13 protein-coding genes and 1 tRNA gene are annotated in these 14792 nt (G+C 44.9%); 8 read left to right on the top strand and 6 right to left on the bottom strand.

The features are described from left to right. Positions 1-1545: DUF3612 domain-containing protein (locus R7E42_RS20600; RefSeq protein WP_318072961.1), on the top strand; the 1545-nt coding region annotated here is incomplete at its 5' end. Between the two features lie 387 nt (positions 1546-1932). Here the strand turns inward: R7E42_RS20600 and R7E42_RS20605 are convergent. Continuing rightward, a complete protein-coding gene (locus R7E42_RS20605; RefSeq protein ID WP_021035911.1) occupies positions 1933-3288 on the bottom strand; it encodes a diguanylate cyclase in 1356 nt (451 codons plus the stop codon). Between the two features lie 132 nt (positions 3289-3420). On the opposite strand from R7E42_RS20605, the gene R7E42_RS20610 reads away from it, so the two are divergent. Then, entirely contained in the window at positions 3421-4026 is a 606-nt protein-coding gene (locus R7E42_RS20610) for an alpha-ketoglutarate-dependent dioxygenase AlkB family protein (protein ID WP_053349380.1), read from the top strand. A 69-nt stretch (positions 4027-4095) separates the two neighbouring features. After that, complete coding sequence (locus tag R7E42_RS20615) at positions 4096-5184, top strand: DUF3541 domain-containing protein (RefSeq protein WP_005384167.1); 1089 nt, start codon at positions 4096-4098, stop codon at positions 5182-5184. A 54-nt stretch (positions 5185-5238) separates the two neighbouring features. On the opposite strand, the gene R7E42_RS20620 is transcribed toward R7E42_RS20615, so the two are convergent. After that, positions 5239-6447 carry a NupC/NupG family nucleoside CNT transporter gene (locus tag R7E42_RS20620; RefSeq protein WP_017635515.1) on the bottom strand — a complete coding sequence of 403 codons (1209 nt, stop codon included), beginning with the start codon at positions 6445-6447 and terminating at the stop codon, positions 5239-5241. 561 nt (positions 6448-7008) lie between these two features. Between R7E42_RS20620 and R7E42_RS20625 the strand changes: the two genes are divergently transcribed. After that, a tRNA-Leu gene (locus tag R7E42_RS20625) sits at positions 7009-7092 on the top strand. Positions 7093-7124: 32 nt separating this feature from the next. After that, the gene (locus R7E42_RS20630; RefSeq protein WP_005384170.1) at positions 7125-7736 is read left to right on the top strand and encodes a DUF2913 family protein; all 612 of its coding nucleotides are present in this window, start codon (positions 7125-7127) and stop codon (positions 7734-7736) included. A 78-nt stretch (positions 7737-7814) separates the two neighbouring features. On the opposite strand, the gene R7E42_RS20635 is transcribed toward R7E42_RS20630, so the two are convergent. Together R7E42_RS20635 and R7E42_RS20640 are read right to left on the bottom strand one after the other, a co-directional pair. Continuing rightward, entirely contained in the window at positions 7815-9215 is a 1401-nt protein-coding gene (locus R7E42_RS20635; protein ID WP_318072962.1) for a tryptophanase, read from the bottom strand. Positions 9216-9513: 298 nt separating this feature from the next. Then, entirely contained in the window at positions 9514-10758 is a 1245-nt protein-coding gene (locus R7E42_RS20640) for an NADH:ubiquinone reductase (Na(+)-transporting) subunit B (protein ID WP_017819725.1), read from the bottom strand. 159 nt (positions 10759-10917) lie between these two features. Between R7E42_RS20640 and R7E42_RS20645 the strand changes: the two genes are divergently transcribed. The 3 genes from R7E42_RS20645 (at position 10918) to R7E42_RS20655 (ending at position 13882) form a co-directional block, all read left to right on the top strand. Next, a complete protein-coding gene (locus R7E42_RS20645) occupies positions 10918-12306 on the top strand; it encodes a cytochrome ubiquinol oxidase subunit I (protein ID WP_005384173.1) in 1389 nt (462 codons plus the stop codon). A gap of 10 nt (positions 12307-12316) precedes the next feature. Continuing rightward, a complete protein-coding gene (gene cydB / locus R7E42_RS20650) occupies positions 12317-13315 on the top strand; it encodes a cytochrome d ubiquinol oxidase subunit II (protein ID WP_005374173.1) in 999 nt (332 codons plus the stop codon). Positions 13316-13489: 174 nt separating this feature from the next. Continuing rightward, complete coding sequence (locus R7E42_RS20655) at positions 13490-13882, top strand: cystatin (RefSeq protein WP_318072963.1); 393 nt, start codon at positions 13490-13492, stop codon at positions 13880-13882. Between the two features lie 46 nt (positions 13883-13928). On the opposite strand, the gene R7E42_RS20660 is transcribed toward R7E42_RS20655, so the two are convergent. Together R7E42_RS20660 and R7E42_RS20665 are read right to left on the bottom strand one after the other, a co-directional pair. Then, positions 13929-14411: a hypothetical protein gene (locus R7E42_RS20660; protein ID WP_033906248.1), complete on the bottom strand. Its 483-nt coding sequence runs from the start codon at positions 14409-14411 to the stop codon at positions 13929-13931. Continuing rightward, a complete protein-coding gene (locus tag R7E42_RS20665) occupies positions 14408-14725 on the bottom strand; it encodes a GrpB family protein (protein WP_033906247.1) in 318 nt (105 codons plus the stop codon). The genes R7E42_RS20660 and R7E42_RS20665 overlap by 4 nt, the downstream gene beginning before the upstream one ends. Between the last annotated feature and the right edge of the window lie 67 nt (positions 14726-14792).

Here is a 14792-nt window from a genome sequence, read left to right on the forward strand (position 1 = left end):
AAAAGCCTTATTCGTCAGTCTCATTTTCTTGGTACGAAAATTCGTAATCTAAGAAAAAACAACCATTTAACGATGGAGGATTTATCTGCCCGTTGTGTAAGAATTAATCCAGAGTACGCTCCTTCGGTTTCTTACCTTTCGATGATTGAGCGCGGAAAACGCGTACCGAGTATCGATATGCTCGAAGTGATCGCGGAAGTTTTTCAAAAAGATCCTGCGTGGTTTTTAGATGATGAACCCGAATTAGAAGCCATCACACCCAACAAAGGGAATCGTGGTGGGATTAGTGGCATGGCGCTGGAGCCGAGCTTCCTGTTCTCCAATGATATTCTTCAAATCGCGATACCAGAAATGCTCTCCCAAACAGGTATCACAGGGCGTCAATTCGCCCACTTACTGATCCGCGCACACCAAGAGAACCACCAAAACCATTTCCCAGACTTAGAACGGGCAGCGGAAGAAGTGGGCTTAAAGCGACTTAATCTGTCAGTGGAAGATCTGATCGACATTGCAAAGAGTATGGGGTTGGATATTCGCTGGGTAGACCGAGCGCCACAAGATGTGATTGATGAACTGGGCGTCAGCGCCAAACAGTTGATTACGTCTTTCATGGAGCCACCTGGGACTATTTATCTCAATAAACGAATGCGTGACTATCCAACCCGATTGAAGTATGACTTGGCGGTATATATCGGCCATCGAGTGCTCCATAGCAGCGATGCAATGAATAACGTTTTATCTATCGGGCATCAAAACAATTGGGAGCAAATGGACAGCCCTGTGTCGAACTCTGAACTCAATTCGCAAGATATCCTGCAAGCTTGGCGTGATTTTGAGTCCAGCTTCTTTGCCGGTGCCCTACTCTGCCCCAAAGTACCCTTTCGTCAGTTGCTTGACCGTTCTGGTTACGAGATTGATGTTCACAAAAAGGCGGGGGTTTCTCCTTCCGTTGCAATGCGTCGCATGACGGTGGTCTCGCCTTACCCTCATTGGCACTATTTTGATGCCTATGGCCCTGGCAAGTTAAAAGCCGTGTATCGCGGAAATGGTATTCCATTGCCTTGGGGCAACATGCGCAAAGTGAACGACCCTTGCCAGCACTGGGCCGTATTCCGACGCCTTTCCCAGCCTTTGGATACCAGTTCAGCGCAAATTTCGATTTTAAATGTTGGCGACGAGCCACGTATCTACTGCTGCGAATCGGTCAACGTATTTGATCCTGCGGGGAATAATCGCGTGCTATGTGCCGGTATTGATCTTAACCCTGCCATTTCTGCACAAGGTGGCGATGCCGTTTCCATAGCGGAAGAACTTAAGTCCCTTTGTGTCGCTTCCGGCGGAAGTAGTGTTATTCCTCCCCACATCAAAAAAGACTTAACGACTATCGCTAAGATATTAAACATCAACTGGATAGAGCGCGGGATTCAAACCCAAGCAAGGTTGATCTGCTCCAGAGGGGCGGTTTGTCCAAGACAACCTAGTTGTTACAGCAAGTGCGGAGAAGCTGATGAGACGGGCAGCGACGTGAATATCATCGGGCTTTAGAAAGAAAAAACGCCAATCACAATAAACGTGATTGGCGGTATATACTTGTGAACAATTTGTATTCACTAACAACGTCAGTTGGCTAGGTGACCCTCGGCTTAATAAGGGTCACTCTAAGTAATGCACGATGCGTGCCAACTTTAAAAAAGCCGTTTTTTAGTAGATCCAGATGCATATCGTTGCTTTATTAACCATTAATTTCGCAAACTGCATTTGCAAAATGCAACATTATGCAAATATGCCACTGAATGCACTGCTAATAACGACTCTCTCAGCAAAGTGTCTGTGAACATATGAAGTCACATATTCTTGCACCTCAATGATGATGAGATTTCGGGCTCCCAACTTTACCATTCTTCTAACCCCTTATTGAAACTGGGTTCAGGCTCATCCGCCATGCTTTTGTTGATACATTCTCTCATCGGCTATTTTCATCATTTGCTCAGGAGATGACATTTTCGGGTCAAATATCGCGTACCCAATACTGGCTTTCAAATAGATAAGCGTTTCATCGTAAATGACGGGCGTCGAGCATAGCGCTAATCGAAGTTTTTGTAGAAGGGACTGAACATTTTCTTCCGTTCCTGGGTGATGAACTACAACTAAGAACTCATCACCGCCCATTCTGGCCACGATGTCTGATTTACGCAGAGAGCTTTTTACCCTTTCAGCCGTAGCGATTAAAACTTTGTCACCTGCGTCGTGACCATAGGTGTCGTTAATGTGTTTAAACCTATCTAGGTCAATATTAATTAAGGCGAAGCTATAACGCTTTTTATAACGTTTCGCTATTTCGAACTGCTGCTTGTAAAACTTCATAAAATAGCGACGGTTTGGTAAATTCGTGAGTTCATCGTGTAAAGCTCTGTCATCTGCAATGGTATACAGTCGATAAATGGCGAACAGCGCGAGGCTAAGTGCGAATATAATGGGATAGCCGATTACTCTAGCTAAATGCAACTGATGCCAAGAGATTTGGCGATCAGCTTTGCCTCCAGAGAAAACCACCATACTCCACCCACCATAAGGAAAATGAACCATCTCTTTTGCATATACCATGCTATTTACACTTTGCGCGCCAAAGAAAGCATCACCAAATGAGCCACCGCTATCGTAACCACGGATCATTAAAGGGTAACGATACGAGAAATCAATTACGCCGGTTTCTCTCATCAGAGCATCGAAATCAATCACCGCACTGATCACTCCCCAGTAGTCCTGATTCATTGGAGGATCAAGAAAAACAGGCACACGCACGATCAAACCTCGGCCACCTTGGATCAATGTCACTGGCCCTGCGATGAAAATTTCTTGTACATCCTTGGCTTTTTGCACCTGTACCCACTGCTGTGGCACTGCGCGGTAATCAAGGCCGATTAGGCGCTCATTACCTTGGCGTGGAAATACGTGACTAATTACATCATTTTTCGCGATACCGATGATTGTAATATGTTTACTTTTATTTAGGATTCGGTGAGCGGCGATACTCAATTCTTCTTCTTGATTTTTAGGAAGTAACGTAATGAGTGTCGCTAAAGTACTGGCTTTGTAGATATCCGCCATAAGTACCGCTTCCAAATTGGAACGGAGAATGGAAAGTTGTTCTTTGGCCTCAACTTGAACTCGCTCTTTGTGAAGCTCTTGCTGGTTTCGATTTAACAGCTCGATAACCCCAATACACAAAGCGAAAAAGGTGAGGAAGAACAATGCAAAATAGCATCGTTTTCTGGGTAAATAACGCATTTTCTCCCCACAACTCGTATACAACTACGAGATTTTTTATTTATTGTTAAAATTCTTATTATCACAAGAATAACCAATCATAATCAGAAAGGTAACAGTGATTGACAACTTTTATGTTTTAGGTGTGAGATGATGCATCAACAAGGCGATTTATTTGGCGGCGATCTATGGCAAGAAGTAGAAAGAGGAAAACTTTATTATGATCCTCAATTTCTTAACCATCTTGAGGCGGATAATTACTTTGACCAACTTCGAAAGACACTGCCATGGCACCAAGAACACATTACTATGTTCGGCAAGTCAGTACTTCAACCTCGCTTACAAGCGTGGCACGGTGATGCAGCATATACTTACTCAGGCTTAACCATGCAGCCTCACCCTTGGACTCCTGAGTTAACTCAGCTGAAAGTGCGTTGTGAATCAGTTGCTGATGTCACTTTTAATTCTGTTCTCGCTAACTTATATCGACACGGCCAAGACTCAATGGGCTGGCACCAAGATAATGAACCAGAGTTAGGTAGAAACCCTGTTATCGCATCTTTGAACTTAGGTGAAACACGTCGATTTTTGCTTAGAAATTTACATTGTAAAACTGAGATTGAATACGAGCTTTCTCATGGCTCCTTACTGATTATGGCTGGCGAGCTTCAGCATCACTGGAAGCACTGCGTACCAAAAACCGCGAAAACCAAAGATGAACGTATCAACCTGACTTTTAGGCAAATTTTTAACTATTGACTCAGCTTTTACATTCTCAATTAATATTGATGGTAGGTTTAGGTTCAGGACTTCATAGGGAATGGATTTATGCGTATTAAACCTCTTAGCTTAGCGGTCTTACTCTCTTGCTCACTTACCTTTGCTGCTCAGGCATCACAGGAAGAGGTACCGCTTCTCGATAATACTCAATCAGCGCAGTTGATTCGTAGTACCTACGAACAAGAACTGTTCACTTTCCCGGCGTTTAAAGAGGGCCATTTTGGCTTACGCATGTACCGCCAAACATTAGATGAGAAATATCACGCTGCCATTTGGACCGACATGGCACAAGTAGCCAGCCGGTTAAACCAATTTGCTAATGAAGTCGTTGAACCAGAAGACATCATTCTCTATTCATCTCAAAGGCTGACCACGTATCAAGAGAAAGAAACCGAACGAGGTCAGCGACGCTATACCGTGACTAAACACCATCCTGAGTACCTTTATCTTGGTGTGGATTTGCTTGGCGCAATGGCAAGAGCAAACGAATACGGCCTAAAGCATAAACAAGACAAAACGCTGAGAAAAATTATTAGGCGCTACGATTTCTCGCGTTACGTTACGGACAAAGAGATGATAGAAGCATGGGCAGCTCAGCTTGCAAACCAAGTCTACTGGCTTCGTCAGTTAGGAGAGCAAGATGTGGTCGAGGAATTCACTCAAACCTTCCGTGACACCTACCCCGACGATAAAGATAAGATGCTTTCAGCTCAGCAGTATTGGAACAAACTCTATGGTATGACGCACATCATCTTTGCCGATTCACAGTATTATCAGGAGCGAGTAAGCGAGAAGAAACACCAATGGATTTATGATTACTTTCGCAACAATATCGACACTATCCTACTGCGCGCCAAAGAAGACGTGATTGCGGAAGTCGGCATTTCGTTTTTGTTAGCAGGCTTGGACCATGATCCGGTCGTAAAGAAAACCCGCCAAGCCATTCGTCACGCAATCAACGCAGAAAAAGGGATGATTCCGTCGGTCGACGGTAACTTTGATCTCAAGTACGGCGAACACCGTAACGTACTAGCCATCATGCTGCTCGATTGGAAAGGGGTACATAAAGCGCCAACTTATCAAGAGCACCCAGAGGCTTTTAAATCGATACCTTACGGCTTAATGCCCAAGCCTTAGAAATAACAAAACCCGCCATTTAGGCGGGTTTTTAGTGTGTATCTTCAATCTAAATTAGAGAGAGATAAAAATGCCCGCTAAGCACGCACTCATCAGGTTAGCGAGTGTACCAGCAGCAACCGCTTTTAGGCCTAGACTTGCAACATCTTTGCGGCGCTCAGGTGCCATCACGCCGATAGAACCCAACTGAATCGCAATTGAGCCAATGTTCGCAAAACCACACAACGCAAAAGTGATAATAATTTGAGTATGCTCAGACAGTGTCGCTTTGTGCTGCACAAAATCGATAAACGCAACAAACTCATTCATCACCACTTTCTGACCAATGTATGAACCCGCAGCTAGAATTTCGTGGCTTGGCACACCAATCAACCACGCTAGAGGTGCAAACAAATAACCAAAAATCGCTTGTAGCGTTACGCCAGAGAAACCAAGTATCTCACCCAAGTTTTCTAGCCCCGTGTTCACCATCGCGATAACACTCACGAAAGCGATAAGCATGGTACCAACAGCAACAGCAACTTTCATACCGCCCATAGCACCGCTTGCTAGCGCATCAATTACGTTGCTTTCTTCTGATTTATCTAGCTCAATATTGTTGTAATCGCTTGGCGTTTGACGCTCAGGAACGATAATTTTTGCCATCATCAAACTACCTGGCGCTGCCATAAAGCTTGCCGCGATCAAGTATTTGAGGTCGACACCCAAACCAGCATAACCACCAAGCACACTGCCCGCCACTGAAGCCATACCACCAGCCATCACAGCAAACAGTTCAGAGCGAGTCATGTTAGAAAGAAATGGACGAATAAGAAGTGGTGACTCGCCTTGAGATAAGAAGATGTTCCCTGTTGCAACCAAAGACTCTGCTTTACTCGTACCCAAGAACTTCTGGATAGCGCCGCCAATAAATTGAATCACTTTTTGCATAATGCCCAAATAGTAAAGGGCGGAGATAAGAGCACTGAAGAAGATGATGATAGGAAGGACACGAATAGCGAAGATAAAGCCAGAAGAAGCGAGGTCACCAAAGAGGAATTTAATCCCTTCATCAGCAAAGCTGAGTAGCCCCGCGACACCATTACTTAAACTCGCCAGCGCCGCTTGACCCAACGGGAAATAGAGCACTAACGCAGCAAACCCCATTTGTAGCATCAAGGCGCGAGATACAGTTTTCCAATTAATGGAAGAACGACCCTCAGAAAGTAGGAAAGCACAACCTAGCAGTGCAACAATACCAAATAGACTAAATAGAACACTCATGAGCTGGACCTACTAAACGTTGAAAAAGAAAAAAGAGCCAAAGGAATTGGCAGAAGAAAGGGACAACGCAGCGAGTGATAACTCACTTTTAGATCCAGAATGTAGACAGAACGAATAGTTCGACATCTTATTTTTACCTTATACAAGCAATTGAACGTAGCTGGTCCGGTCCGTGGGGTCATTCACTGCTGGCGAGCATGTTGCTTGGCCTGCTCCATGTGACGGCTTGTATGGGTAAGGGTCCTGAACAACTAAACCCTAATTCCCGCTTAAACGGGACGCAAGTATAGCCAACAAAAAGAGATATTCATCACATTTATTTACGCAAACGTTCAAGCGTTCAAAATTTAGGCAAAAGTACTCTTTTGTCGTCATACTATTAATAAAAGTAAGGGCATAAGGATAGGCGTTGATGGTAAAAAACATAAAAGTGACCAATAAATATGCAATCAAACTCGAAAGAGCCAAAATTCGTCATTTTGCTCTCGCCAACAGGTGGATTTTGGTTATACAATTCGCGTTGCTTCTTTCGAGGCCTCTGAGTATTCAGAGCATCATGATGCCGAGATGGTGAAATTGGTAGACACGCTAGCATGAGGTGCTAGTGCCTTTGGTGTGAGGGTTCGAGTCCCTCTCTCGGCACCATTATCCTTCTTCCCTAATTTTGTTCGAGTGTAATGCAAAGTTCTAAGCAGGCAAGACAGTCTACAGATGCTAATCAACTTCTGAGTGAGCTTGCGGTTCACGCTTTATTACACCTGCACTTTAAAATTCACGCGTCCTCGCATGGCCTCTCCCTTAAAGAACGTAATGACTTACTTCAGAAATGGCTGAAACCAAAACTGAAGAGTAATCGCTATAAGCTGATTAAAAAGCCGTTAAAGTCTTTGACTCAGCAGGCAAAAGGTGAGAACGGAAATCTGGAAGAATTACTCGAGCGCTGCGTCGGTGCAGACAAACCCAGAAATCCTCAACCCGATCTAGATAGCTACTTGCTGCTGATCAACGAGATTGAGAAGAAACTGGGGACTACCGTGTTATTATCGCGACCGGAAGACGTCGACTTATCTCACGACCAACACGGCTGTTTGCTGTGTGTGCTTTCTGAGAACTTAAATCAGCACTTCGATGATAATAACGCCCTAATCGCTCCTATTTCGATGCTGTTCCGCGGACCAATGAGTCAACGCTCACTTTTCCTTGGCAGCATTTACGCCAGTGGTACCTTCAATTATGAAGTGCAGTATCAAGACGACCAGTTCGTTCGCATCACATTAGAGTTAGCGTAACTGTAACGCTAAGAAATAAACGAATCGAAAAAGGCCGCGAAACTCGCGGCCTTTTGCTTATCTAGATTTAAACTTGAGTTAATCGATCTCTTTAAATCGAGCGGTAAAGTGGCGCAGCACTGGTGGCTCGTACTCGAAAGTGAGCCCTTTTAACTCATGTGCACGATTTTTCAGTTCGATAATCGCATCCGCAATGTAATCCATATGATCGTTTGTGTAGACACGACGTGGAATGGTCAAACGCATCAACTCAAGCTCTGACACTTTTTGTTTACCCGTTTCCGGATCTCTACCAAGCAGCAACGATCCTATCTCTACTGCTCGAATACCCGCTTCCAAGTACAAAGCATTACACAATACCTGCGCAGGAAACTGATCCGCTGGAATATGTGGCAAAATCTTAGCGGCATCCACAAACACCGCATGACCACCCGTTGGGTATTGAATCGGAATATCGCCTTCACGTAAGCGCTCACCTAAGTATTGAACTTGGCTAATTCTATAGTGAAGAAAATCCTCATCCGCGGCTTCATACAAACCGCGAGCGAGCGCTTCCATATCACGCCCAGCCATGCCGCCGTATGTTACAAATCCTTCCATGGGTACGCAGCGCGTCTGCACCGCCTGGAACAACTCCTTATGATCACGAATACAACACATGCCACCAATGTTTACCATCGGGTCTTTCTTAGCTGACATGGTGAGCATATCACCGTACTGGTACATCTCACGGATGATTTCCAGAATCGATTTATTCTCGTAACCCCCTTCACGCTGCTTGATAAAGTAGGCGTTCTCACAGTAACGAGCCGAGTCAATCACCACTGGAATATCGTACTTGGTTGCAATCTCGTACACACTGCGCATGTTTTCCATCGACACAGGCTGACCACCGGAGCTATTACAAGTAATCGTGGTGATAATTGCACAAATGTTATGCGAACCGTACGCTTCAATTGTTGCCACCAGCTTATCGATATCAAAATTGCCCTTCCAATCATAAGGCGTAGTGGTGTCGAATGCTTCTTCCGTTACCACGTTAATCGCTTTACCGCCATTGAGTTCAATGTGACCCGCTGTGGTATCAAAATGGTAGTTCGAGATAAATACTGGCGTTTCGCCACCACGCACCTGACGCATACGCTCAATCAAAGCTGGGAACAAAATTTGCTCGGCACCACGCCCTTGGTGTGCAGGCACGGTGAGCTTATAACCGAAGAAGTGCTCCACTGCATCACACAGGTTGTAGTAATTTCGACTCCCCGCATAGGATTCATCCCCCATCATGATGCCAGCCCACTGATTATCACTCATGGCACCAGTGCCAGAGTCAGTCAGCAAATCGATATAAACATCATCACTACGAAGAAGAAATGGATTATAGCCCGCTTCTTTTAACGCGACTTCACGGTCTGCCAAAGTCGTCATTTTGATTGGCTCAACCATTTTGATACGGAAAGGTTCTGGAATACGTTTCATTGTTAATTTCCTTATACGCATTGCCCTACGCAGTTTCACGTAAGACTAAAAAACAAATAGATAGAATGCTTTTCAATGCGATTGCATTGAGGAAATCAACGAGAAGAGATTTTACTAAGAAGAGACAAGCAGTAGTCTAGGTTATACCAGAACGACAGCACCAAACGGCTATCGAGAATATCCTTTATTCTCATCGTCTTCGTCCTCCTGATAAAAATAAAAAGTCAGAAACCCTATGTCTCTGACCTTTTCAATATAGTGCAGTTTTCAATCAATTTTCAGTGAGGTCACCCTCATTTTAAGAAGGTCTCGCCCTTTTCATTCTGCGTTTGATATTACTTTCTTTGACTAGGTAATCGAAAAGTGGCGCGAATAAGTTAGCAAATAGAATCGCTAACATGATGCCTTCTGGATAAGCCGGGTTCAGCACTCGGATAAAAATCGTCATCACACCGATTAATAGTCCGTATGCCCATTTCCCGTTATTGGTAAAAGCTGCCGAGACAGGGTCTGTCGCCATAAAGAAGGTACCAAACGCAACCCCACCAATCACGAAGTGCCAGTAGAACGGCATGGAGAACATGGGGTTAGAGTCTGAACCGATCGCATTCAATAGTAGTGAAGCTCCGATTAAACCGACCAACACGCCCGCAACAATTCTCCACGATGCAATCTTCATAAAGATGAGAACCAAGCCTGTTAGTGCGATCAACAACGTGGAGACTTCACCCATCGAGCCTGGTAAATTACCAACAAAAGCATCTCCCCATGAAATTGTTTGTCCTGTCATATTATTTATCAAAGCACTTTGCCCGCCTTCATACCATTGACTAAGTGGAGTAGCGCCAGAGTAACCATCAGCCGCGACCCACACAGCACCACCGGACATGTTGGCAGGATAGGCAAAGTATAAGAACGCTCGCCCTGCTAAAGCTGGATTTAGGAAGTTTCGTCCAGTACCACCGAAAATCTCCTTCGCCACAACAATACCGAAAGTGATACCTAAAGCCGCTTGCCATAGTGGAATTGTCGGAGGAAGGATCAGCGCAAAGAGTATAGAGCTGACAAAAAAACCTTCATTCACCTCATGCTTTCGCACAATAGCAAACAGAACTTCCCAGAAACCACCAACGATAAACACCGTCGCATAAACCGGGAGAAAGTAAGTAGCACCAAGCCACATTTTACTTTCCCACCCCGCTTGTGAAACCGCATCTAACGAACCCCATACCCAACTCAGTTGCCATGAAGAAACAAGCGCTTGCTGAGCTGAGGCTTGTTCCATTCCATACAACAAGGCATCACTCGCTTGCTGGCCTATGTTGTACATACCCCAGAACATGGCAGGGAAGACCGCCAACCACACCATGATCATAATACGTTTTAAATCGATGCTATCTCGAACGTGAGTCATGCCCTGGTTTACCTTACCAGGCGTGTAAAAAATGGTTTCGACAGCTTCGAAAAGTGGGTAGAACTTGTGATACTTCCCACCTGGACCAAACTTAGGTGTCGCTTTCTCAAAGTAATGTTTAAGGCTCATAACACTCCTCCTTTATCTAAAAGATGGTACGCACATGTGTAAAAAGCGATCGTTTTTTAATCTCTTCGTCTTCCTTCTTCGTATTTCACCTTGTTCGCCACTCTTCTGTCTCCTCTTTAAATCCAGCGAACAGTTTATCCAACGAAAAAGGGACCGCTCATGGACACACTCGCCATTGACCTAGCTAGATTCCAATTTGCCTTTACTGTCTCTTTCCACATTATTTTTCCAGCTTTTACGATTGGTTTGGCAAGTTATCTCGCTGTATTAGAGGGCTTGTACTTAAAAACGGGCAACAAACAGTACATGCAAATCTATAAGTACTGGCTCAAAATCTTTGCCATCAGTTTTGGTATGGGTGTGGTGAGTGGCATCGTGTTGAGCTATCAATTCGGTACTAACTGGAGCGTGTTTGCCGACAAAACAGGCCCAATCCTAGGCCCGCTAATGGGTTATGAAGTTTTTACTGCGTTTTTCCTCGAAGCGGGGTTTTTAGGCGTGATGCTTTTCGGTATGGATAAGGTGGGTAAGAAGCTTCACTTCGCCGCGACTTGTATTGTTGCATTCGGGACGTTTTTGTCTGCGTTTTGGATACTTTCTGTTAATAGTTGGATGCAAACACCAGCGGGCTACAGTATCAACGAAGCCGGACAGTTTATCCCAGAAGACTGGTGGGCGATTGTCTTCAACCCTTCCTTCCCTTACCGGCTCGTTCATATGTTGCTCGCCTCTTACCTTACTACTGCTTTTGTTGTAGCCGGCGTTGCCGCTTATCACTTGCTAAAAGCAAACCATAACCCTCTAGCCAGAATTATGTTCTCGATGGCAATGTGGATGGCTGCCATCGTGACACCAATTCAAATCGTTGCTGGAGACATGCATGGTTTAAACACCCTTGAACATCAACCCGCCAAAGTCGCCGCGATGGAAGGGCACTATGAGTCTCACCAAGGCGCGCCATTGATCCTCTTCGGTATCCCTAACGATGAAGAAAAACGTATGGAATACGCACTGGAAATCCCCAAACTCGGTAGTTTGATTTTAACTCATGACCTCAACGGTGAAGTGAAGGGATTAGATGCTTTTCCAGAGGAGGAACACCCTCCTGTCTCTATCGTTTTCTGGTCTTTCCGAGTCATGGTCGCGCTTGGTTTTGGCATGCTTGTTATTGGTTTGTGGAGCCTTTGGCTAAGAAAACGTCGCAAACTTTTTGATTCGAGGGCACTTCAACGTATTTGTGTGCTGTTTGCCCCAGCGGGGTTCATTGCAGTTTTAGCAGGCTGGATAACTACCGAAGTCGGTCGACAGCCTTACACCGTATACGGTCTTTTAACCACAGCCAATTCGGCATCGCCTATTGATGCCGCCGCGGTGAGCGTCTCCCTGACGGCGTTCATCGTGGTTTACTTTGTGGTTTTTGGAGCTGGCTTCTTCTATCTCCTACGTTTGATGCGCAAGTCTCCAACTCGATATGAAGAAGGTCTAGATAGCCGACTTCCTGATGGCACGAAAACCGATGCCATCACACACTCTAACCATCTAACCTAGGAGCTTACTCATGGATTACGCATTAATTTGGTACGCTTTGATTGGGCTCGCTGTTCTGATTTATGTCGTGTTAGATGGCTTTGATCTCGGTATTGGTATCCTATTTCTCAGCGCTAATGACGATGAAGAGCGCGACATGATGATGAACAGCATCGCTCCTGTTTGGGATGGGAATGAAACTTGGCTAGTTCTTGGCGGAGGTGGGCTTTTTGCCGTGTTCCCCCTCGCCTACGCGGTCATTATGCCAGCACTCTATGCTCCCCTGATTTTAATGCTGCTCGGGTTAATTCTGCGCGGGGTTTCTTTTGAGTATCGCTTCCGAACACAACGCGGAAAGTTTTTATGGGATAGCGCTTTTTTCATTGGTTCACTCACCGCGGCATTGATGCAAGGCATTATGCTCGGAACCCTGCTCCAAGGTATAGAGGTTAGTGAACGAGCATACGCAGGTGGATGGTTTGATTGGCTTTCACCATTTAGCGTATTTTGTGGCCTGGCGCTTGTTTGTGCTTATATTCTGCTCGGTTCATGCTGGTTATTAATCAAGCTTCCAGAAGAGCTGATGGGGCGCTATTACGTGGTCGCGCGACGATGGGGGCTAGCGATGGTAGCCTGTATATTCATCGCCAGTTTGTGGCTGCCATTGAGCCAAAATATCGTATTTGAACGTTGGTTCTCATTACCAAACTCGCTACTGTTTTTCATTTTACCAATTATTGCAGCGGCACTTATTTGGCAGCTATTCAAAGCCTTACTCGACCACAAAGCCGTCCGAGCCTACGTTCTTGCGATCGGCCTGTTTCTTGTGTCCGCGATGGGTTTCGGTGTCAGTACATTCCCTTACTTGGTCCCATTCGCACTCACTTATCAAGACGTCGCCGCGCCAGATAAGAGTTTGGCATTTTTACTTGCCGGTGCGGTGGTATTACTTCCTCTGATCATAGCCTACACGGCTTATTCGTACTGGGTTTTCCGCGGCAAGATGAAACGTGGAGAAGGATATCACTGATGAAACTAAAACCCATTTTGTGGTTAATTGGCATTTGGCTGGTAAGCGTGGTCGCCTTGTTTATCATCAGTTCGTTGATACGAACTGCGATATTGTAGGCCCAGAGTCTACTGCACCACATCTGAAGCCATTGAGGTCTATACTCAAGCAAGAGTAAAACAACGGAGTGTTTTTATGACCTTAAAGCGGTTTCTGGTAACTTTGATTACTTTGACGGTTCCACTGTTTTCACCAAATGCATTGGCCGTAGACAAGCAGATGTCATCCGCCATGAAAAGTAAAATGCGGTCTATTTGCTCCGCAACAAACGAGCAGGGCCGTTGGCAACTTGCTGAGGCAACTCCTGACGCCAGACGCTCACTCAACATGGTGCTTTATCAAATGAATGCCGATGATAAATTGAAAGCAATTCATGAGGTGAGAACGAAAATGGTCGGCGGCACCCATTATGCGTTTGAGTTCGAGTTGCAAGATGGTCAAGTCTGGAATGCAATTGTATTGCACAGTGCCCGAGGCGATTACATGATAGAAAGACACGCCAAGAAAGGTGAACTCTGCCCTAAATAGCAATAGACACTACGACTCTACAGCCGACACAATAAAGTCGACTGATTCAGTCGCCTTTATTGTTGGTATGTTTAGGTATCGCTTCAAAAGCTTGGGAAAAGTAATAGCTTTCAACCTGAGGCCTAACTAAATCACAAGCTAACCCAAGGTCATCATTTTTTGTGAAAGGTAAATGTTCTGATAGAACCTCTTTTGACTTTTTATCAACCGTTTTAAAAGATTCAATAATTCTTAGAGGAACGTGAAACTGATGATCTCTCACGAGAAAGAAATAGTATTGGAGATGCTCGCCATATGTCGCAGCGTTATTAATCTCGCTACCAATTTTCACAGCTTCAACACGACTGCCTTCACAATCAAATTTAAACACATTGGTAATTTCTGCTTCCATAGAGCCTGGTACATAAACGATATAGCCAGCACTGAGCTCATGACCAATTAATACATAGCTCTCGTCGCGCTCATGCAGTTGATACGCAAAAGAATGAAATGCACTACAAAGTAAAATGAATCCAAGCCGTTTCTTCATTTTGTCTTCAACTCATCTATGACTTTACGTACGAAGTTTGCCTTAGCATCCGTATATTTTTCGATGGTAATTTCAGCTTGTTCCATCAAAGAAAGTTTTAGAGAAACATGAGGAAAGTGCGCAATACCTAGTACCATATCGATAATAGGTTTGGCAGGCATATCCAAAATGGCAGTACTGCCAATATGCTCGATTTGAGTTGACATCATCTCCGTCACTAACGCCAGTTCAGATCGGCTGCGTGCAAAATCCTGTCGACATGCAGGATCATGCTTAACAACACCTACGTTGTAATTGGCTAAACCTAATTTCATCCATCCCTCTCCTAATAAATCCAAATATCATAAGAAGGAAATTATCCAATCACCAAAGTAAAAGCCA

Source organism: Vibrio sp. Vb1337 (assembly GCF_033338715.1).
GTDB classification, from domain to species: Bacteria; Pseudomonadota; Gammaproteobacteria; order Enterobacterales; family Vibrionaceae; genus Vibrio; species Vibrio alginolyticus.